The organism is Pseudomonas sp. GM80, from assembly GCF_000282515.1.
Taxonomy (GTDB): Bacteria; Pseudomonadota; Gammaproteobacteria; order Pseudomonadales; family Pseudomonadaceae; genus Aquipseudomonas.
Genome location: NZ_AKJD01000109.1, coordinates 1 through 21,027, shown reverse-complemented (window position 1 = coordinate 21,027; position 21,027 = coordinate 1). Strand labels below are relative to the sequence as shown.

The window sequence follows — 21,027 nt, the reverse complement described above, 5'->3', positions numbered from 1 at the left end:
CTTCAGGGGCGGGTCAGTTCAGCAATGCCACCCAGTATTGCGACAGGCCTTGCTCAAGAATCAGCAGCGTCTGGATGCAGACGAAGCTTTCGTCGGTGGTCGCCGAGGTCGAGTTGAGCGGGCCGAAACCACCGTCCTGTTTCTGGTGAGAGGCGATCCAGTCTTTCGACGCCTGTAAATGTGTCGGCTGCGCATCGAGCAGGTACATCGCCGCAATCGCCATATACGTGCCGACCAGACTGACCGCTTTGCCCGGCCGATAGTGGAACGAGCCATTGGCCAATTGCAGGCTCTGCAGCCACTCCACGGTCTGCCGCGCATCGACGAGGCGGCGGTCGAGAATGAACAGCGTGGACACCACGCGGTACACCGAAAACGCATCCGGTGGATAACCCGGCTTGTTGCCGAATCCGCCGTCGGCCGAACGGCAACGCAAGGCGAACGCCATTACCGCTTGCTCATCCACGGCCTTGGCGCCCAGCGCGTGCAGCGACAGCACCGCAAGGTTGGTGTGCCAGATATCGGAGCCGAAACCCGCCACGTCGCCGAACCCGCCATCGCTGTTCTGGCACGCTTGCAGGTAGCGCACACAACCCTCGACATCGCCCGGCAAGGCACCCAGCACACGCAACGACAACACCGCGCAGTACGTGGCAAAGACATCACTCAAGTGCCCCGGCTGTTCGGCAAAACCGCCGTCGATATTTTGCGAGGCCTGGATGCAATCGATCAGGCTCGCCTTGTTTTCGATTGGCAGGCCCAGTGCGTGCAGGTCGCAAATCACATGCAGGCCGGAAAACACCTGCCAGGTCTTGTCGGCGCGAAAGCCCAGCGGCGTGGTTTCGGCAGTCAGCCCGTAAGGGGTCTGAGTCGACGCCCGGGCCTTGGCCAGCCACGCGAGATAACGCTGCAGATCGACATTGATCGACGGTACGCCGCGCGGATGAATGTCCTGCACGTCGCCCTGCCCATCGATGACCTCCAGCTCGCGGTTCACCCGCTCGGCGTCGTCGTGTGCCGGCGTAATCGTTACCGGCGCGATGGACTGCAAGGCATGCGCCGCGGCCAGTTGGGTTTTCAGACTCTTCAAATGCAACGGCAAGTACGTCAGGTTGCCGATGCTGAAAATCCCTGGCTGACGCGGCGGCGCCCAGAACTGACGAATGAACGGCACAGTCGGGTCATCGGGCGTCGACCAGAAATAGCCTTTGCCCATGAACAGCCCACCGTTGCGGGTGTCGTGAAACTCCAGCAACGCAGCCGTCACCGAGGCTCGGTCACTCTCGCTCGCACCGCCCGGCAACGCCTGGATCGCCTGCATCAGCAACGCCACGTCGTACGCTGTCTTGATCGGAAATGGCGACTCATGACGTTTGTACGACGTGTGCCAATCGCAGCGGACCTTGCCGTTGATGCCGACCCGGTCCCAGTAGCCGCCGTAAGCTGGATCGCGGAACAGTGCCAACGTTTGCAGCACAAACGAGCGCGCCAGGTTCGACAACGCGTTGTCGTCACGCACGTTGGCCAGACGCGCCAGCACCAGGCTGACGTGTGCTCGCACCGCGCAACGGCTCAACTCAATATCAACGCAAGACTCGCTGTCGCTGCCGGCCACCCGGGCGATCAGGTTTTCGGCGTGCACCTGCAAATGCCCGAGCAAACCGAGGCCCAAAGGCTCGTTACCGATGTGCGCCAGCAGTGCCGTGGCGCTGATGTCGAGGTCGATCGAGGTCGCCAGTTCCAGCGGCGTCGACCAGTCGCTGCTGTACACGCCAGCGACGGTAGACCGGGCATAAAGCGCTTCGATCTGCTCCAGCAGACCGGCAATCGCCGCGCGGTTGGTGACGTCTTCCGGCACCCGCCGTTGATAGGCGATCAATGCCGCCAGCGCATCCAGTTGCAGCGCCAGGGTTCTGCAGCGACCGGAGCCATGCGGCGTCCAGTAGCGATCGGCAAGTTCGTGAAAACCTGCGTTCAGAGCATCGTGCAGATGCATCAGCCCGGCATGGGCAAAACGCAGTTGTGCGTCATCGCCGTGTTCGGCCTGATACAGCGTTGCGTCGATCTGATCCTGCAACTGCTTGTCGCTGGAAATCGCGACCTGCCCACTGGCATCGGTGACGGCAAAAAAACCACCGAACTCGATGTCCTTGAGACCTTGATCAAATAGAAACTGCGGATGCAGCGCCATGGTGAATCCCTCTTCCTTGAGGTTAAGCCGCTTTGCTTTCGGTCAATGGCACAACAGCGCCGTTGCACAATTCGATGATGCGCGTTGCAGCACGGGCCGCGCCTTCGCCGTCCGGTGCAGCGACCTGTTGATGGGGCGCGTAGTACGCCGCCGACTGGGTGTCTTTCTCCAGCTCGCTTTGCACCAGTTCGACGAGGCGGTCGCGATCGTGTCCCAGGTGTGTCGGAAAACCGAGCAGCTCCAGACGACGCAGGGCTTCAAGCTCGTGGTACTCGGACTTGGACGGCAGCACGAACAAAGTCGGAATGTGCAGGGCGGCAATTTCGGTGACGGTGATCCATCCCGGCGCCGAAATCAGCAGGCTGGCTTCGCGCAACAGGCCCATCCAGTCGGGGTAGTAAGGCACGCACACCACACCGTCCTGGGCGGCGATATCCTGACGGCCGAGCAACACCAGTTTCAGATCCGGATTGCGTTCGCGCAGGACCTTGAAGCTGTCCAGATACGCGGCGAGCAACGCATCCTTGTTTTGCGCAAACATGGTGGTGCCGCTGATCGACGCGACAATGAACGGCGAATCGCCAAGGTTCAGTTGCTCGCGCACGTTCAGGCCGCTCTGCACATTGATGTCGCGAATCATCGGCCCGACAAAGTGCGCCTTGCCGCTGAGCAGCGCTTCGGCGACCGGTGTGCCCTGATCCAGAGAAGCCACGTACGGCTTGTCGGTCAGTACCAATTGGCTCTGGTTGATCATCCAGTTGAACTGGCTGTGCAGTGCGGTGCGGGCCCGGGCCATTTCCAGCGCATTGACCTCGAAGCCGCCGTCGGCCAGGTCATGGTCTTCCAGCTGGCAGAGGGTGAAGTCATATCGCTCGGTGACGAACACCAGCGGCGTACCGCTGAAAATCGCCGCCAAACAGGCCGCCATGTTGTAGTCCGAGACCAGCACGGTCGGTTTGTATTCGGCGATCAGCGCCAGATAAGAAAGAATTCGCTCACCCGACAAGAAGGTATTGGCGATATAACCGCCGATGTAATTGGCCCAGTCGAGTTCTTTCGACAAGTTGCTCTTTTTCGAGTAATCGACCAAACGACCGGCAATATCCACCACCTCGACACCGGACTTTTCAAACAACGGTGTAAACGTCGGCTGCAACGAAGCCAGCGCCACGGTCAGGGGCATGGCCGGACACTGCTTTTTAATCGCCTGAGCGATCGACAGCGCACGCATGTTATGACCGGAGCCGGTTGGATTGGGGGCAAATAAAATCATTCTTGAATCTCCATTAGTTGAACAACGCCATGAACCACAGTGTTTTCCAATACATCCCTTATAACCACTGAGTGGGGCTTTATAACTGCACCATCACCGACATTCAGTGGACCTACCAAGAGCGCGCCTTCACCAATCACGCAACGACTTCCAATCCGCACCGGGGCTTCTTCCCAAGGCAGCGAGCGGAATGAATGGTCGTGAGTTGAAGCCACAATCGTGACGTTGTCCGCCACTTCGCTGAACACGCCGATCGACACGCCGCCAGCGGCTTCGATGACCACACCTTCGCCGAGCCGGACACCCGTGCCGAGTTCGATGCCGCCCAGTTGCGACATCCCGCCCTGACGGCTGCTGCGCCCGATCAGAATGCAATCGCGGGCGATTTCCACCGACGCACCACCGCGTAATTCCGCGTCGATCAAAGCCTCGTCGCTGATTTCCCAGGTCGCGGTGTCGGGGTTCAGCGATTTGAGCCGGGAGACCGACTGCGTTGAGCGATCAAGCATCGAAGGCAAGCCGGAACGGGCCCTTTCCCGCACTTTCGCCAACACCTGCCGGGGGCTCGGGCGACCGTCCTCGACCACCGAACGGAAGCCGATAAAGCGCGCCGGGCGCCCAACCATGATGGCGTCGGCCGATACATCTGCCGTCACCAGGGCACCGGCGGCGATCACTGCGCCAGCACCAATACTGACACCTGCGTTGACGGCGACCTTGGCGCCGAGCCAGACATTTTCGGCGATGCGAATCGGTGCCTGCGCGGTGCCGCTGCATTGCACACCTGTGGCCAACATGCTGGATTGACCGATCGAGGCAAACTGCACATCGCAGCGGAAACCGATAAAACAGTCATCCGCCACCTGAACATTTTGCAGACGAGTGCCTGCTCGCACCCACACATGCCGGCCGAGCACACTGCAACTGTCAACGGAGGTTGAAACTTCAATTACATTTACGTCGTCCACAATCTAGCCTCATTCCATGATGCCGAGCACAAGTGATTTTATGCGCGCAGAAATACCGCGCACGCCGTCAATCAATGCAGATCAATCATTAACGATTTATTTAAATGCTTATCTCAAAGCACGCATGACATTGCGCCTGCGCCACTTATTAACTGACTGTTCCATTCAATTATCGTTATTCATTAACGACAGGTGAAAGTTCACACTTGGGCCAATCGCCAAGTCTGTTGTCGGTCCGAGAAAAAGCGAGTTCAAGTCTGTCCGTGACTCAGGTGTAACTCCATCAGGGTGGGAATGTCCTTTAGTACGAATGTTATAGTACAGACGATTTTCTTTTGCAATAGGTGTCCGAATGGTTATCTCGTTTTAGTCTAAAAATTTATTGAACTTTTATGGAGCAAGACTGTATTAAATTCGTCATATATGCACAGCATTGGTGCAAATCCCCGGCGTTACGAGAAATTTCCGCTCAGCGCTCCTAAGCATCCCGAGGTCGACCCCAGACATCTGGGCTGCTTCACCAGACGTTAGGGTGATGATTCAACTCGTCCTTTGTCTGGAGCCACCATGTCCGCCCCTATCACCGTTCTGCGCGACACCCACCCGCTGCCGGTACTCGACGCCTGCAAATGGGAAAAACTCGAAGGCGACCCGCACACCGTCAACCTCAACGCCTACACCAGCGAAGACGGCAGCAAGATCATGGGCACCTGGATCTGCACACCGGGCAAGTGGCGCGTCGAATACGTGAAGTGGGAGTACTGCCATTTCCAGGAAGGCTACTGCGTGATCACTCCGGACGGCATGGCGCCGATCCACCTGCGCGCTGGCGACATCTTTGTGATTGAGCCGGGGATGAAAGGTACGTGGGAAGTGGTTGAGACGGTGCGTAAGTATTTCGTGTTCGCCTGATAAAGCAAAAGATCGCAGCCTTCGGCAGCTCCTACAGAGATACGTTTCCTGTAGGAGCTGCCGAAGGCTGCGATCTTTTTTTGGCACAAAAAAGCCGGGAAATCACCCGACGTGATTTCCCGGCAACACCTACTGCAAATTTTTAAACCTACCCCAATGATCCCTGTGGAAACAGGAACCCTGTGGCGAGGGGATTCAGCGAAACGTCGCACCGCCCCGCTCGGCTGCGCAGCAGTCGCAAAACCTGAGCACTCGGTTTACCTGACACACTGTAGGGGGCTGCTACGCACCCCAACGGGGATAAATCCCCTCGCCACAAAAAGCCCTTTCACCTCAGGTTTTTGAAGAGTTACTGCGGTTTCCGGTAGCTGTTGATAATCGCCGAGAAGTCTTTCCCGCCTTCCCCACGCTGACTCATCGCCTGATACAACTGCTGCGCCACCGCGCCGAGCACCACTGGCTGGTGCGCCTGACGCGCCGCTTCCGTTGCCAGGCCCAGATCCTTGAGCATCAGCTCCGCACCAAAACCACCGGTATAGCCACGCGAGGCCGGTGCCGTTTCGACGATGCCCGGCCACGGGTTGTACATTTCCGAACTCCAGCAACGCCCGGTCGAACTGTTGATGATCCCGGCCAGCACCGAGGTATCAATCCCCAGCGCATCGCCCAGCGCCATCGCTTCACTGACACCGACCATCGAAATCCCCAGCAGCAGGTTGTTGCAGATCTTGGCGATCTGCCCGGTGCCGACGTCACCGCAATGCACGATGTTGCGGCCCATCTGCGCCAACACCGGTTGCAGGGTGGCAAACAGTTCCGGGGTGGCGCCGACCATGAAGGTCAACGTCCCGGCGGTCGCGCCACCGGTGCCACCGGACACCGGCGCATCGGCCACGGTCACGCCATGCTTGGCGGCAGCGGCGGCGACATCGCGCGCCGTCTGCGGATCAATCGTGCTGCAATCCACCGCCGGCACGCCTTTGCCGATGCCGGCCAGCACGCCATCTTCGCCGAGCCAGACACTGCGCACATGCACAGCCGCCGGCAGCATGGTGATCACCAGCTCGGCATCCTCGGCGGCCTCGCGCGCCGAAGCGCGAATGCTGCCGCCCAGTTGTTCCAGTTCCGCCAGCACGGTTTTGTTCAGGTCGACCAGGTTCAGCGAATGGCCAGCCTTGATCAGGTTGCGCGCCATCGGCGCGCCCATGTTGCCCAGCCCGATAAATGCGATTTTCATGGCCATTCCTCAGCGCAGGTTGATGGTGGTGTTCACGCCGTCGTTGACGCTGTCGTCATCGAACCAGCGCGCCGTGACCGTTTTGGTCTGCGTGTAGAACTGCACCACTTGTTTGCCGTACGGGCCGAGGTCTCCAAGTTTCGAACCGCGCGAACCGGTGAAGCTGAAGAACGGCACCGGTACTGGAATCGGGATGTTGATGCCGACCTGGCCGACGTCGATTTCCGTCTGGAATTTACGCGCCGCCGCACCGCTCTGGGTGAACAGGCCGGTGCCGTTGCCGAACGGGTTGGCGTTGACCAGCGCAATCGCCTGATCAAGGGTGTCGACTTCCAGCACCACCAGCACCGGGCCGAAGATTTCCTGGGTGTAAATCTGCATGTCGGTGGTCACGCCCGAGAACAGGGTCGGGCCGACAAAGTTACCTTGCTCGTAACCCGGCACCTTGATGTCACGACCGTCCAGTTCCAGCTTGGCGCCTTCCTTGATGCCGCTTTCGATCAGCTCGAGAATTCGCGCCTTGGCTTTCTTCGAGATGACCGGGCCAACGTCGGTGCCCGGCTCGCTGCCAGCGTTGACGGTAAGTTTCTGCGCCAGCGCTTTCAGATCCGGCAACCATTGTTTCGCCGCACCAACCAGCACCACCACCGAAGTGGCCATGCAACGTTGTCCGGCCGCACCGAAACCGGCGCCGACCAAGGCATTCAGTGCTTGTTCGCGATTGGCATCGGCCAGCACCACGGCGTGGTTTTTCGCGCCCATCATCGATTGCACGCGTTTGCCGTGCTTACCGGCCAAATCGTAAACGTGAGTCCCAACAGCGGTCGAACCGACGAAGGACACCGCTTTGATGTCCTTATGCGTGCACAAGCCATCGACCACGTCTTTACCGCCATGCACCACGTTCAACACGCCCGCCGGAACGCCAGCCTCGACCGCCAGTTCCACCAGCAGCATGGTCGACAGCGGATCCTGTTCCGAAGGCTTCAAGACGAAGGTGTTGCCGCAAGCGATGGCCATCGGGAACATCCACAGCGGAATCATCGCCGGGAAGTTGAACGGCGTGATGCCGGCGCACACGCCGATCGGCTGGCGCAGGGTGTAAGTATCAACGCCGCCGGCGACGTTCTCGGCGAACTCGCCCATTTGCAGAGTGCCGATCGAGCAGGCGTGCTCAACCACTTCCAGGCCACGGAAAATATCGCCCTCGGCGTCGGCAATGGTTTTGCCCTGCTCGGCGCTGAGCACCACGGCGATGCGTTTGGAGTGTTCGCGGATCAGCGCTTGCAGCTTGAGCATGATGCGCATGCGCGCGCCGATCGGGGTCAGTTTCCAGGTCTGGAAGGCACGCTGTGCGGCGCTGACGGCGGCATCGACTTCAGCGGCAGTGGCGAACGGGACTTTAGCCAGCACTTGCTGGGTCGCCGGGTTGACGATGTCGTGCCACTCGGTGGTCTGCGATTCGACCCACTCACCATTGATCAGCAGTTTGACCTTTTGCAGCGTGGTGTCGTTGGGCGTAAGCGATGCGTTCATGCTGGTCTCCGAAACTTGTTTTTATCGTAGGAGCCAAGGCGAAGGGTTCGCCTTGAGATGAGGCGTGTGTCACGAATTGGTTGTCGGACTGTTTTTGGAGTATAGATGTGCAAACTTCTAATAAGAACGCACATATAAGCCCGTCCATCATGCAAAAAAACATCACCTCTCTAGGTTCGCTGAACTGGGACGACCTCAAGTTTTTCCTCGAAGTCGCCCGCACCCGCAAGGCCAGCACCGCCGCCAAACGGCTGGCTGTCGACTACACCACGGTGTCGCGACGGATCAGTTCGCTGGAAGCGGCGCTCGGCACGTTGTTGTTTGAAAAGTCGCGCACCAGTGGTTTCGTGCTGACCGCCGAAGGTCAGCGTCTGCTCGGTTATGCCGAATCGATTGAAAGCACATTGCACATGGCCTGCGAACAGGTTTCAGGCTCTGGCGTGGCGCTGTCCGGGCATGTGCGCATGGGCTGCACCGAAGGTTTCGGCAGTTTTTTCATCACCCCGCAACTGAGCCATTTCGTCGATGCCTACCCGGCGATCTCGGTGGACATCCTGCCACTGCCGCACTTCATCAGCCTGTCCAAGCGCGAGGCCGACATCGTCATCGCCCTCGAACGCCCGGAACACGGGCCGTACGTCTGCTGCAAACTCTGCGACTACCGCTTGCAGCTCTACGCAACCCAGGACTATCTGGACCAACACCCACCGATCCGCCGCCCGGCCGACTTGAGCAAGCATCAATTCATCAGTTATGTGGATGATCTGGCGTTCAGCTCGGAGCTGCTGTACCTGGCCAACGTGCTGCCCGGTGCCCACGCGAATTTGCGCAGTACCAGCGTGATCGCGCAATTCGTGGCTGCACAGCAGGGGCGTTCACTGGCGATTCTGCCGTGCTTCCTCGCCGCGCAGGATCCGCGTTTGCTGCCCGTGTTGCCGGAGGAAATCAACATCACCCGGCAGTTCTGGATGTACTGCCGGGAGGATCTGAGGAAGTTGAAGCGGATCACCCTGTTGTGGGATTACATCCGTGAGGTGACCGAGCGTAATCAGGCGCTGTTGATGGGCGAAAGCCGTGAGATGCAGTTCGCCGATTAATCGGCGCTGACCACAATCGCCACCCGACGGTTTTCCGTACGGCCCGCCGCCGTGGCGTTGGAGGCCACTGGCTCGCTGCTGCCCAGGCCTTGCAACTGGATGTTCTCCTGTTTCATGCCGACGGTGCCGAGCACATTGGCAACGCTCTTGGCACGGCGCAGTGACAACTGCTGGTTGTAGGTTTCCTTGCCCGACGCGTCGGTGTGGCCATCGACCCGCACGCGCTCGATGCCGACACCCAGCAGGGCCTTGCCAATGCGTTCGACGATTTCGGTGCTTTGCGCATTCAGGCTTTCAACGTCGCTGCCAAACAGCACTTTGCCGGACAGGCCAAACTCCCAGCCCTCGTCGGTCAACTCGAAGCCCTGTTGTTTGAGCACGGCGACTTGCGCCGGGGTCAGGCCTTTTTGTGGGGCAGTCTGGCAACCGGTCAGGACCAGTGCCGCCATCAACAACAGCGCGGAAAACAATCGGATTGGAAGTGTGAACACGGGCATCAGCTCCTGGTTTGAACGGGATCGACCAAGTGCTCCGACCCAGCCGTGAATTGGGCGCCACGCGACAGGCGCTTGGCCTGATACATCGCCGCATCGGCGGCATTGAGCAGGGCACCGGGGGTGGCGCCATGATCGGGGAAAACCGCGATGCCGATACTGAGCGACGTCACGACACTGCTATCCCCCGGCAGCGCGATGGGCATGTCCATGCTGGCGAGGATCTTGTCGGCAATGCGCTCGGCATCTTCGATCCTGTGTAAAGGCGTCAGCAGCACGGCAAACTCGTCACCGCCAAGGCGCGCCACCAGATCTTCCTCACGCAATTGCGCGCGAATGCGATTGGCGATGGCCACCAACACGGCATCGCCGGCGGCGTGGCCGAAATTATCGTTGATGCCTTTGAAACGGTCACTGTCGAGAAACAGCACGGCCACTCGCTCGTTGAGTTTGCCGCCACTGCGCAAAGCGCGGATCAGTCGCCCCTCAAAAAAAGCGCGGTTCGGCAGACCGGTGAGGCTGTCGTGACTGGCCTGGTGGGCGAGGGTTTCGTTTTCGCTCTGCAGGTGGCTCTGCCAGGACTCGAGTTCGTCGAGCAAGGCATTGAAGTCGTTGCCGAGGTTGTCCAGCTCAGCGATTTGCGCCGGCGGCACGCGCCGGTCCAGCGCCCGTTCGCTGCGAGCAGCGTGGGCCACGGTGGCGAGGCTGCGCAGCGGGCCGATGATTTCGCGCAGTTGCCGCCGCGCCAGATAAATCGCCACGCACGCGCTGATGGCGGTGCAGAGCAGAATCCCGGCCAGACCGCTCAACAGAAAGCGCATCAGGCTGCCGCCGTGTCCGATGAGCAGCACGCGACCGATTTCCTGGTCCTGATGGACAATCGGCAGGCTGATCGGTCGCTCCAGCAAAGCGCGGGTGATGAGCATTTCCAGCTCGGAGAACAGGCCGTTCTCTGGTCGCTGCCAACGTGCCAGCAACCGCCCCTGTGCATCGAGCACCTGCGCATCGGCCACTTCTTCAGTGGACGCGATCAACTCCAGCGCTTCCGTGGCAGCCGTCTTGTCGTTGAACACCACTGCCGCTTCAACGGTGTAGCTGATCGAGCGAGCAATCAGGTGCAGGTTGTGATCGGCATACACGCGCAACGCCAGAACGCCTAACAGCGTCAGCGAAACACTGGCCATCGCCACCGCCATTAGCGCGACGGTCAAATGTCCACGGCCTAGCACCGAGCCCAGGGTTGGGCGGGTATTCGATCGAAAGAGTCTCATGGTGCCGCCGGTTTGCGACGCGACAACTGCAGCACGCTTGGATGAATGCGTACGCCGCTGCGGGCAACGGAGTCGAGATTGACCTCGAAGGACACTTGATCGTCGCCCACGCGCAAGCAGAACAGACTGCCGACCGTGCACTGATCGTCGCCTTCGCTGATGCTCAGCACCGGGTGGCCGATCAGCGAGGCGAACAGGCGACTGCGTTCATCCGAGGTGAGTTTGCCGATGTACACCGCATCGCATTCACTGACGATGGCCGGGTTATCGGCCAACAGCCGACGCACGATGACCGGGCGACCGGTCGCCTGCGTGGTGCCTTTGACCAGGTCATCGGTGTATTCGGTGGGGCCGACGATGCACAGACGCAACTGCGCAGGTTCGACCGGCCAGCGCGCATAGCTGAGGATGCCAAGAACCACCTGCGTGACAGATTTGGCACGTTGTTCGGCCATGCCTGTCGGCGCTTGTGATTGCGCGACGGCTAAGCCCGTCAACAACCAGAGCAGAGCGCCAAGCAACGCGTGTTGGCAGCCAACTACGCGCCCTGTCGCCCAGACAGACACCTTCATGCAGGGATTCTCTTGGATCTATCGAAATGATGCCGCAACGATAGCACAGCGGCTAAACGCCAGCGAGGCGCCGACCACTGACCGGTTGGTCAATAATCGTCGCCGGCCCCGCGCGTTTTCACTGCTGAGGCTCGACGCCTTCCTCCAGTTCCAGCATCAGGCCGCTCAGGCGTTTGACCTTGCGTAACACCGCTTCCTCAAACACCCCGGCGCGGGGCTCGATCAAGGTGAACCAATGCTTGGCGCGCGTGATGCCGGTGTAGATCAGCTCTTTGGTCAGCACCGGATTCAAGGCGTCCGGCAAGATCAGCGCGGTGTGGGCGAACTCGGAGCCCTGGGATTTGTGCACGGTCATGGCGTAGACGGTTTCGACATCGTTGAGCCGGCTCGGCAATACAAAGCGCACCCCGCCCTGCCCGTCGTTGCGCGGGAACGCCACGCGCAACACCGCTTTGCCAGCGTCAGGCCCTTCGCGCTCGGGCAACTTGAGGGCGATGCCGATATCGCCGTTCATCAAGCCCAGGCCGTAGTCGTTGCGGGTCATCAGCACCGGGCGGCCCTCGTACCACTGCTGGTCGTTTTCGATCAGTCGCGCCTTGAGCAATGCGGCGGTAACGCGCTGATTCAAACCTTCAACGCCCCACGGCCCTTTGCGCACGGCACACAGCAACTGGAAGGTATCGAATGCCTGCAAGACCTCACGCGCCCAGTTGATCCAGTCCGGGTGTTCCAGCGGTCTGCCCAGCGGCGGACGCTGATCGCGCAGCACGCTCAGATAGTGTCGATAGCCCTGCGGGCCGTCGCCATGGCCCTCAAGCAGCAAGCGCTCCAGGTGATGATCGTGTTCACCCTTGAGCGCGAGGGAAAACACATCGGCGTAGTGCCCGGCCGCGAGGAGCTGACGCGCCTCGTCCGGCAACTGCTGATTGACCCGCCGCGCCAGCTGACCGATGCCACTGCCTTCGCCGAAGCGCCGCGAGTGACGCAGCATCACTACTTGTTGTGCCAGCGGATGCGCACCATCGAGGTCTTCGTGCAAACCACTGTCCTGCAAGGATTCGCCGCTGACCGACTCCAGCCACTGGCGTGTTTGCGGGCTGTACCAGCCACTCTCGGCATCACGACACAAATCGCCGAGCACTGCGCCGGCCTCAACCGAGGCCAGTTGATCCTTGTCGCCCAGCAACACCAGCCGAGCATGAGGCGGCAAGGCGTCAAGCAGGTTGGCCATCATCTCCAGGTCGATCATCGAAGCTTCGTCGACGACCAGAACATCCAGCGGCAAACGGTTGCCCGCATGGTGACGGAAGTGCCGGGTGCCGGGACGGCTGCCTAACAAACGGTGCACCGTGGTCACATCGCAGGGAATTTTCGCCCGCACCTCTTCACTGACTTTCAGCGACTGCACCTGTTGACTGATGGACTCGGTCAACCGCGCAGCGGCCTTGCCTGTCGGTGCGGCCAGACGAATGCGCAGTGGCTGACCGGCCTCGACGGCCGGCGCCTGCAATAACGCGAGCAACCGCACCACGGTGGTGGTTTTACCGGTGCCCGGACCGCCCGTCACAATGCTGAAAGCGCCGCGCGTGGCGAGGGCGCAGGCGAGTTTCTGCCAGTCGATGACTTCACCCGCCGTGGCTGAGCCAAACAACTCATTCAGCCGTTGCGACAGATCAGCCGGCGTCGCTTCGGCCTGGGTGAGACGTTGGCGCAACGCCGTATCGATGCGCCGTTCGTAGGCCCAATAGCGCCGTAGATACAGGCGTTTTCCGCAGAGCACCAGCGGACGCTGCTGCGCCGCTGGCCGGGTATCGGCCGCCAGCGCGACCAGATCGCTGCTCGCCAGGGCCTTGCACCAATGCACGCCATCAAGCGCTTCAAGCAATTGCGAGGGCAGTAACAACACGCCACCTTGCACATCGCCTTCGGGTGGCAGTGACAGCGCGAAATCCGGGGCTTTGAGGGTTTCGAACAGATCCAGGCAGACGTGGCCATGACCGAGTTGATGACTGGTCAGGGCTGCGGCGAGCAGTACCAGCGGATCAGTGCCTGGCTCAAGTTCGTGAAGAAACGCGACCAAGGCCTTGTCCAGCGCCCGCAGCCAGCCACGCTCGACCCAACGCGTGAGCAGCAACAGCAAATCATCGGCTTTGCTCAGCGGTGAGAGCGTCGACAGGCTATCGGCGGTCAAAGGCGTTGGCAGCAGATCGGCAAAGGTACGGCTCATAGCAGGACTCCCTGTTCCCATGCGGGTTCGGCTTTGGGTTCAGGTTTGCCCTGGAACATCCGGTCCAGGCGTTCGATCAACGAGCGCGGCGGCCGGGCGAAATACACGCCGCGACTGTCGGCTCGCGTGCCACGCAGGAACAGGTACAGCGCGCCACCGACATGCCGGTCGTAATCGTAGTCGGGCAGTCGCGCCTTCAACTGACGATGCAAAGCCAGCAGGTACAGCACGTACTGCAGGTCGTAGCGGTTATCGAGGATCGACTTTTCCATGGCTTGCTCGGTGTAGGCCAGATCGTCCACGCCGAGCCAGTTGGATTTGTAGTCGGCCACGTAATAACGACCATCGTGTTCAAACGTCAGGTCGATAAAACCTTTGAACATGCCGTTCAGTTGCACCGGTTCCGCCGCCACACGGGCCACACCATTGTGCGTGTGCTGGCGCACGAGTTCGTCGAGTTTGAGCACATCGACCTTGTGGCTGGCGAACCAGAATTCCATCTCGACGCGATATTGCTTGAGTTGCTCAAGCACCACCGGTACTCGCCCGCTGCCGACTGGCAACGGCGATTTGAGCAGATGCTGCAACCAGTCACTGAGGGTCGTGATCCAGCCTTCCCAGCCGCGCAGGTTGCAGCGACGGGCAATCGCGTCGACCAGCGCTTCACGGGAAACCGCAAAACCATCATCCCCTGCCCACTCGAGCAAACCGTGGAGAAACGTTCCCGGATTGGGGCCGCGAGGGAAGCGATGGATGTCCGCTCCGCCAGCAATGATTTCTCGCGGCGCATCCGGGTCGAGGCGTTCGTCATCGAACAGCTTTTGCGCTTGCGGACTGTCCGGGGCTTCATCGCTGCCGACACTCAACACGTCACTGATGCGCAATGCACTGTAGGACGCAATCCACCAGTTTTCGCTGGCCCTGCGCTTGGGCAGCAGCGTGGCACTGAGGATGGCCTCATTGCGCGGAGCCTGGTAGTGCTCGTCGGCAGGCGCGGGCATCTCGCCGATGCTGATGGCCGGGCAGTCCTGTTGCAGGTCTTGCAACCAACGCTGCAATCCGCTGGATTCACCCAGCGATGCGCCGCCGCCCAGCAAATAGCCCAGCGCAGAAAGGTGCAGCACCGAGCTGTTGTTATTGCCTCGCTTGAGATCCGTCACGCCCAACCAGCAGGCATGCTGCGCGCGGGTCAGGGCGACATACAAAAGGCGCAGGTCTTCAGCCAGGCGCTCGTCATCGGCTTGCGCGATCAACTCGGCCGTCGGCTTGAGGCTGACATGCGCCTTGCCTGCTGCGTCGTGGTAATGCAGCGGCAAACGACTGCCGTCCACCGGTTTCGCCGAGCAGATGAAGGGCAGGAAGACCAACGGGTACTCAAGGCCTTTCGATTTGTGAATGGTCACGACCTTGACCAGCTGCTCGTCACTTTCCAGGCGCAGGATCTGCTCTTCGCCGGCTTGACCGGACAACGCCAGCAGCTCGGCCAGATGACGAATCAACGCCTGCTCACCATCAAGCTCCGCAGCGGCCTGCTGCATCAACTCCGACAGGTGCAAAAGGTTGGTCAGCACACGTTCACCGTCGGTGCGCGCGATCAATCTCTGCGGCAAATGGAAGTCATGCAGCAGACGCCGCAGCATCGGCAACACGCCCTGTTTGCGCCACAGTTCGCGATAGCCGCGGAACTGCATGACCCGGGTTTCCCAGACCCGCTCATCCTGATTCAGCCGCTCCAGTTCAACCAATGGCAGGTTGAGGGTGATGCACGCCAGTGCGGCTTTCAGCGAGCGCTCGACATCCGGTTCGGCACAGGCCTTGAGCCAGGCCAGCAGGTCGTGGGCCTCTTGCGCGGCGAATACCGAGTCCTTGTCGGAGAGATAGACACTGCGTACACCGCGCGCGGCGAGTTCACCGCGCACGGCCTGGGCCTCTTTGCCATCACGGACGAGGATCGCGATGTCGGATGGCCGCAGCCCTCTGAAGTCCTTACCGTCCTGAGTGAATCCGGCGCTGGCGGTTTGTCCGCCGTTGAGCAGCGCGGTAATTTCACTGGCGCAGGCTGCGGCCAATTGTTGGCGATAGACAGCGCCGGAGAGTGGCTGATCAGAGGACAAGTGCCAGACGTTCAGCGCCGCAACGTCTTGCCCGGCAATCTGCAGTTTTTCCTTGCGGCCTTGTGAGTCGACCGGCTGAAACGGCACGGGATTCTCACCGTTTTTTTCCCGGAACAAAAACGCACCGCGCCCCTGTTCTCGGGACTCGGCGCGTTCGAAAACATGATTGACCGCTTTGACCATGCCGTGGCTGGAGCGGAAGTTGGTGCCCAGCGTATGCAGCCGGCCGGTGGTGGCCTGACGCGCGCGCAGGTAGGTGTAGATGTCCGCACCGCGAAACGCGTAGATCGCCTGCTTGGGATCGCCGATCAGGAACAGGCCGGTGTCTGGGCTGTTGTCTTCGATGCGGTAGATGCTCTCGAAAATCCGGTACTGCACCGGGTCGGTGTCCTGGAATTCGTCGATCAGCGCGACCGGGAACTGCTCGCGGATCAACGTCGCCAGACGCTCGCCGCCCTCTGATTGCAGCGCCGCATCCAGGCGCAGCAACATATCGTCAAAACCCATTTCAGCGCGACGGCGCTTCTCTTCCTCGAAGCGCGCACCGACCCATTTGGCGGCGTGTTGCAAAACAGCTGCGTCGGGCGTCGGCAAGGCATCGAGACTCGACTTGAGCCCGGGCATGGCATCCAGGCCCGGATGGCTCGGGGCCTGGCCCTTCCAGGCTTCCGCCATGCCGTCGGGGGTCAGCCGACTGAAGCCAGTGCCGATGTCGAGTTGTTCGAGGGTCTCGTCTTCAGCCCAGGCCTTGAGCTTTTCGAACCACGGTTCGAAATAACGCGCCTGCATCTTGCGACCGTCGACGGTTTTGCTCGCAACGCCCTGATGACAGATGGCGAGCAACTCGTCCGCCCACTGACGCCAGGGCATTTTCAACTCGACCAACGCCGCGCGACGCTCCAGCAGACATTCTTCGATCAGCTCGGCCGGAGACTCGGTTTCATCACTGTCACGTTCGCTGGCAAACAGCCCGCGTACCCGAGGCAACAACGCCGCCGGCCCGCCCCAGTTGCTGCGCACCCAATTCAGCGCATCGCCGTGCATCGGATAGCAGAACAGCCGCCAATAATCGCGCAACACCTCGCCCAGCAAATCGCTGTGATCGGTTTCCAGGGATTGGGTAAACAGACTGCCACTGTCGAACGCATGCTCACGCAGCATGCGTTGACACCAACTGTGAATGGTCGAGACGGCGGCCTCATCCATCCACTGCGCAGCGATATCCAGTCGGTTGGCGCATCCCGGCCATTGCTGAGGATCGAATTGATCGCGCAGTTCAGCGATCAAGCCGTCGGGCGCTGGGATTTCGTCACGCATGTAGCGAGCGGCTTCGGCCAGGCGTGTACGGATCCGCTCGCGCAGTTCTTTGGTCGCCGCATCGGTGAACGTCACCACGAGGATCTGCGGCGGCAACAATTCACGGGCAAACCCGCTCGATTCGCCGCCATGCCCCAGGATCAGCCGCAGATAGAGCGCAGAAATGGTGAAGGTTTTACCGGTGCCGGCGCTGGCTTCGATCAACTGGCTGCCACGCAGCGGGAAGGCTAGGGCGAGCGGTGTTTTGCTGCTCATGCGCGCGCCCCTTCACTGGACAAAGAGCGCCATGGCGCTTCAAACAAAGGCCGATACAAAGCGTCGCACCAGCCGGTGAACGTCTCGTCTTCGAGCAGGGCATCAAAGTTGGCATATTGTCGGGACAACGCCGGGCTTTCGCGGCGCTCGCCTTCGCTGGTCTGACCGTCACCTTCGTAGGCTTTACGGGCAGCGGTTTCGGCCTTGAGCGGGTCGGTCTGCGACAGCCAGGCAAATGCGGTCTTCACTGCGATTGGCAATGGTTGACGCATGCCCGCCTGCCAGGCGAGAAGCATATCGCCGAGCAAACTCACGGATCGGTCTCGCGCCATGGGCTCCAGCAGCAGCGTATCGTCACTGGCCACCAGCGCGGTGCTCAATGAAAGTCCGCTGGCGCAGGCGACCAGATGATTGACCCAGGACTTGGTCAGTCGATGCCATTTGCGGCTTTTGATCGAGCCGATACTGTTGGGAATGGTCGTGACTGACAACACGCCGCCATCGGCGCGCTGATGCAGGCCTGAGAGCCAGCCTTCAAGACGTACACCCTGCAACTCGAGATTGATCGGGATGGCGCTGGTCAGCGGGGTCGGCCACAACGTCAAAAGCTGTTGATAGCGCTGCAGCAAGTCCGGCAGTGGTTCTATCAATTCGCGTTGCAGGCATTCACCAAAGCCTGCCATCGGCAGCAAGCCGCTGTTTTGCAAACGTCGAGCCTGAGCTTCGAGGGCCTGATCGACGTTATCCGGTTGCCGCAGCGCTGCTTCGAGCAGGCTGTCGCTGAGCGTATAGCGCTGCAACGCGTCCAGCACGAAAGGTTCTTCGTCGGCCAGCGGCGCTTCGGCCGCCTCGAAATAGACTTTGAGTCGCTGAGTGAAAAAATGCCGTACCGGGTTACGCAGGAAGTCCTGCAACAGAGCAAGGCTCAGCGGTTCCTCCTGAACATAAGGTGTGAGCAACTGCCCGCTGGTTTGTGGCACAGGCTGTTGATGCAAGACCTGCCATTCACTGGCGTAGCTGAACAACTGATCACCTTCATGGAAATAGCGTGCGCTGAACGGTTGCAGCGGATGCTCTTCAGTCATTGCGCTCAACAGGTCCTGGCTTTCATCGTGCAGTCGCCAACCGCTGGCGAGGTGATCGCGCAACTGGCCGATCAACACCGAAGCAGGTCGCTCGCTGTTGTCGCGAATGCTGCGGCCTACCCAACTGATGTAGAGCTGATGGCGCGCCGACAGGAGCGCCTCGAGCAAGAGATAACGGTCATCTTCACGTCGGGAGCGGTCGCCCGGACGGTAGTCGCTGCCCATCAGATCGAAGTCCAGCGGCGGTTGCGCGCGAGGGTAATCACCATCGTTCATCCCCAGCAGACAGACCAGTTTGAACGGAATGGCGCGCATGGGCATCAGCGTACAAAAGTTCACCGCACCGGCCAGAAAGCGTTGAGACAATCGACCCTGATCCAGTCCGGCGAGCCAGGCTTCACGTACAACGGTGAGCGGCAGAGCATCCTCCAGACCTACCGCTTCACAGGTCTGCAGCCAGTTTTCGCGAAGCTCTTCCAGTTGGGTCAGCAAATAATCGTCGTGCTCATTGCTGGCTTTGAAAAACAACTGCATCAGCGCTTGCAGGCGCTGGCCCCACTCCTTGGGTTGAGTCGGTTGTGTGAGCTGCTGATGAGCGAGTTCCAGCGCATCCAGCAAGGCCACCAGCGGGCCGATCAATGCCGCGTCGAGGCCACCGATTTCGTCATAGGGCTCAATACCCGCGCAGGCATCGGCGCTGCCGACCGCGTACCCCAACAGCATACGGCGCATGCCGAAATGCCAACTGTTCTGCTCCAGCTCCTCAGGTAATCCGAGGCCCGCACGTTGCTCGGCGTTCATGCCCCAGCGCACGCCCGCGCCTTCGATCCAGCGGTGCAACGTCGGCAGATCGCGCTCTTCCACACCGAAACGGGCACGCAGTGCAGGCACATCAAGCAGGTCGAGGATCTCACTGACCGGGAAGCGGCTGTCTGGCAATTTGAGCAGGTGTTCGACGGCGATCAACAGGGGATCACGACCACGCTGGCCCTGATCCGCCAGTGTGAAGGGAATGAAACGCGGGTCATGCCGATCAAGCTGACCAAAAACGGCGCGAATGTGCGGGGCATAACTGTCGACGTCCGGAACCATTACGATGACATCGCGCGGGCGCAGATCCGGGTTGGCGCTGAAGCGTGCCAGGAGCTGATCGTGGAGGATTTCAACTTCACGTTGAGCGCTGTGGGCTATGTGGAAGCGGATCGAATCGTCCTGTTCCAGATCAACCGCCGGCCAATGATCGCGAGTCTCGTCGAGGGGACGCAACTCAAGGATGTCATTCTGCAGTTGATTGAGCAGATTGCCTGGCTGCGTGTCACTGAACAGGTCGATGCGCCCATCGCGAAAAGCCGCGCGATAGCTGTTGGGATCATCATAACTGTCGAGCAGGTTGATGTAGTCGCGACCTTGTTTGCCCCAGGCAGCCAACAGCGGATGGGCGTGTTGATGCATTGTGTCCGGGTCGAGTACAACGGGCATGCCACTCTTGCGCGATTGCCGTTTGTACTGGTGACGCAGCAAATCCTTGTCGGCGACGATATCGGCCCAGTGGTGACGGCAAGGGTTGTGCACGCACAGCAGAACCTGACTGAAACGCGCAAGCCCTGCGAGCGCTTCGAGTACCTGGGCTGGTAGCGAAGAGATTCCGAAAACGATGACTCGCGAGGGCAGGCCCGCCGGCGCCTCGGTGAGGTTGTTGATGCGCTCAATGAACCGCTGATGGACGCCGGCACGGCTCTGCGCCATGCCTTGTTCACCGACGTCCCCCAGCAATGCTCGCCATAACTCGGCTTGCCAGCAGCTGGTCGGAGGTAGTGGCTTTATTTCACCTCTGACATTGCGCAACTGGTGTCGCCCTTCCGCCCAATCTTCAAGCCAGTCCGCCCGGTATACCTGGTATTGATCGAAGAGATCCGCCAGACGTTCGGACAGCTGATAGCGCTTGCGCAAATCAGTGTCGTGGGTAAGAAAGCGCTGCAACGGTTCAAAGTGAGGGCGATCGATGACCTGGGGGAGCAGGCGCATCAGACGCCAGGTCAGCGGGGCCTTATCGAGCAGGGACTTGGCAGGAATCTCTTCACGACCCAGAACCATCCGGTAGAGCTGCCACATGAAACTGCCGGGCAACTGCACATCAATTGCTGCAGCGATACCGCAACCACCGAGGTCGTCGTCTTCGGGGTCCTCGGCCAGTGCCAATTTCAGCCATTGGGCAATGCCGTTGCTTTGCACGAGGGCTATTTCGTTTTCCAGGGGCGCCAGTGGATAACGCCGCATTATGCTGATCACAAGGCTGCGCAGTTCGTCCAGGCTATTGCTCTGGACCACCATGAATGCAGCGTTGAGGGACTGGGCGCCCGGCATAAAGGATTCCTTGGAAAGTACGAAAGCCAGGGCAGAACCTTAGCATTGTCGGCAGGTTGTAGCAGCCGGACGGCGTCCGTGAATGCTGTAAGAACTTTCCTGCGGGCAAAACAA

13 protein-coding genes are annotated in these 21,027 nt (G+C 60.4%); 2 read left to right on the top strand and 11 right to left on the bottom strand.

From position 1 onward, the window contains the following. Positions 1-13: 13 nt before the first annotated feature. Genes PMI37_RS17925 through PMI37_RS17915 form a run of 3 tightly spaced genes read right to left on the bottom strand, consistent with a single transcriptional unit; the run spans position 14 to position 4,432 of the window. The gene (locus PMI37_RS17925; RefSeq protein WP_008083349.1) at positions 14-2,191 is read right to left on the bottom strand and encodes a prenyltransferase/squalene oxidase repeat-containing protein; all 2,178 of its coding nucleotides are present in this window, start codon (positions 2,189-2,191) and stop codon (positions 14-16) included. A 22-nt stretch (positions 2,192-2,213) separates the two neighbouring features. Continuing rightward, positions 2,214-3,464, bottom strand: coding sequence for a hypothetical protein (locus tag PMI37_RS17920; protein ID WP_008083347.1), 1,251 nt, complete (start codon positions 3,462-3,464; stop codon positions 2,214-2,216). Continuing rightward, positions 3,461-4,432 carry an acyltransferase gene (locus tag PMI37_RS17915; protein WP_008083346.1) on the bottom strand — a complete coding sequence of 324 codons (972 nt, stop codon included), beginning with the start codon at positions 4,430-4,432 and terminating at the stop codon, positions 3,461-3,463. Before PMI37_RS17915 ends, PMI37_RS17920 begins: the two co-directional genes overlap by 4 nt. 567 nt (positions 4,433-4,999) lie before the next feature. Between PMI37_RS17915 and PMI37_RS17910 the strand changes: the two genes are divergently transcribed. Continuing rightward, the gene (locus PMI37_RS17910) at positions 5,000-5,344 is read left to right on the top strand and encodes a cupin domain-containing protein (protein ID WP_008083343.1); all 345 of its coding nucleotides are present in this window, start codon (positions 5,000-5,002) and stop codon (positions 5,342-5,344) included. Between the two features lie 349 nt (positions 5,345-5,693). Here PMI37_RS17910 and mmsB read toward each other — a convergent pair whose 3' ends face one another. Together mmsB and PMI37_RS17900 are read right to left on the bottom strand one after the other, a co-directional pair. Next, complete coding sequence (gene mmsB, locus PMI37_RS17905; protein WP_008083341.1) at positions 5,694-6,581, bottom strand: 3-hydroxyisobutyrate dehydrogenase; 888 nt, start codon at positions 6,579-6,581, stop codon at positions 5,694-5,696. A gap of 9 nt (positions 6,582-6,590) precedes the next feature. Beyond that, a complete protein-coding gene (locus tag PMI37_RS17900) occupies positions 6,591-8,117 on the bottom strand; it encodes a CoA-acylating methylmalonate-semialdehyde dehydrogenase (protein WP_008083340.1) in 1,527 nt (508 codons plus the stop codon). 149 nt (positions 8,118-8,266) lie between these two features. Here PMI37_RS17900 and PMI37_RS17895 point away from each other — a divergent pair, with 149 nt between their 5' ends. Beyond that, on the top strand, positions 8,267-9,214 hold the full coding sequence (locus PMI37_RS17895; RefSeq protein WP_008083327.1) for a LysR family transcriptional regulator: 948 nt from the start codon (positions 8,267-8,269) through the stop codon (positions 9,212-9,214). Here the strand turns inward: PMI37_RS17895 and PMI37_RS17890 are convergent. The 6 genes from PMI37_RS17890 to recC form a co-directional block, all read right to left on the bottom strand. Next, positions 9,211-9,711 (bottom strand): OmpA family protein, encoded by a 501-nt coding sequence (locus PMI37_RS17890; RefSeq protein ID WP_177323320.1) that lies wholly within the window; start codon positions 9,709-9,711, stop codon positions 9,211-9,213. The two genes, PMI37_RS17895 and PMI37_RS17890, sit on opposite strands and share 4 nt — an antisense overlap. After that, on the bottom strand, positions 9,711-10,979 hold the full coding sequence (locus PMI37_RS17885; RefSeq protein WP_008083323.1) for a diguanylate cyclase domain-containing protein: 1,269 nt from the start codon (positions 10,977-10,979) through the stop codon (positions 9,711-9,713). The genes PMI37_RS17890 and PMI37_RS17885 overlap by 1 nt, the downstream gene beginning before the upstream one ends. Continuing rightward, positions 10,976-11,551, bottom strand: a complete 576-nt coding sequence (locus PMI37_RS17880) for a YfiR family protein (RefSeq protein ID WP_008083321.1) — start codon at positions 11,549-11,551, stop codon at positions 10,976-10,978. The genes PMI37_RS17885 and PMI37_RS17880 overlap by 4 nt, the downstream gene beginning before the upstream one ends. 118 nt (positions 11,552-11,669) lie before the next feature. Then, entirely contained in the window at positions 11,670-13,778 is a 2,109-nt protein-coding gene (recD, locus tag PMI37_RS17875) for an exodeoxyribonuclease V subunit alpha (RefSeq protein ID WP_008083313.1), read from the bottom strand. Further along, complete coding sequence (gene recB / locus PMI37_RS17870) at positions 13,775-17,464, bottom strand: exodeoxyribonuclease V subunit beta (RefSeq protein ID WP_008083311.1); 3,690 nt, start codon at positions 17,462-17,464, stop codon at positions 13,775-13,777. The genes recD and recB overlap by 4 nt, the downstream gene beginning before the upstream one ends. Continuing rightward, positions 17,461-20,913, bottom strand: coding sequence for an exodeoxyribonuclease V subunit gamma (gene recC / locus PMI37_RS17865; RefSeq protein ID WP_008083309.1), 3,453 nt, complete (start codon positions 20,911-20,913; stop codon positions 17,461-17,463). Before recC ends, recB begins: the two co-directional genes overlap by 4 nt. Between the last annotated feature and the right edge of the window lie 114 nt (positions 20,914-21,027).

Excerpts from the sequence above, each read along its gene's own strand:
- PMI37_RS17910 (WP_008083343.1), top strand. The coding sequence starts at position 5,000 with ATGTCCGCCCCTATCACCGTTCTGCGCGACACCCACCCGCTGCCGGTA.
- PMI37_RS17880 (WP_008083321.1), bottom strand. The coding sequence starts at position 11,551 with ATGAAGGTGTCTGTCTGGGCGACAGGGCGCGTAGTTGGCTGCCAACAC.
- recB (WP_008083311.1), bottom strand. The coding sequence starts at position 17,464 with ATGAGCAGCAAAACACCGCTCGCCCTAGCCTTCCCGCTGCGTGGCAGC.
- recD (WP_008083313.1), bottom strand. The coding sequence starts at position 13,778 with ATGAGCCGTACCTTTGCCGATCTGCTGCCAACGCCTTTGACCGCCGAT.
- PMI37_RS17890 (WP_177323320.1), bottom strand. The coding sequence starts at position 9,711 with ATGCCCGTGTTCACACTTCCAATCCGATTGTTTTCCGCGCTGTTGTTG.
- PMI37_RS17900 (WP_008083340.1), bottom strand. The coding sequence starts at position 8,117 with ATGAACGCATCGCTTACGCCCAACGACACCACGCTGCAAAAGGTCAAA.
- PMI37_RS17895 (WP_008083327.1), top strand. The coding sequence starts at position 8,267 with ATGCAAAAAAACATCACCTCTCTAGGTTCGCTGAACTGGGACGACCTC.
- PMI37_RS17925 (WP_008083349.1), bottom strand. The coding sequence starts at position 2,191 with ATGGCGCTGCATCCGCAGTTTCTATTTGATCAAGGTCTCAAGGACATC.
- recC (WP_008083309.1), bottom strand. The coding sequence starts at position 20,913 with ATGCCGGGCGCCCAGTCCCTCAACGCTGCATTCATGGTGGTCCAGAGC.
- PMI37_RS17885 (WP_008083323.1), bottom strand. The coding sequence starts at position 10,979 with ATGAGACTCTTTCGATCGAATACCCGCCCAACCCTGGGCTCGGTGCTA.
- PMI37_RS17920 (WP_008083347.1), bottom strand. The coding sequence starts at position 3,464 with ATGATTTTATTTGCCCCCAATCCAACCGGCTCCGGTCATAACATGCGT.
- mmsB (WP_008083341.1), bottom strand. The coding sequence starts at position 6,581 with ATGAAAATCGCATTTATCGGGCTGGGCAACATGGGCGCGCCGATGGCG.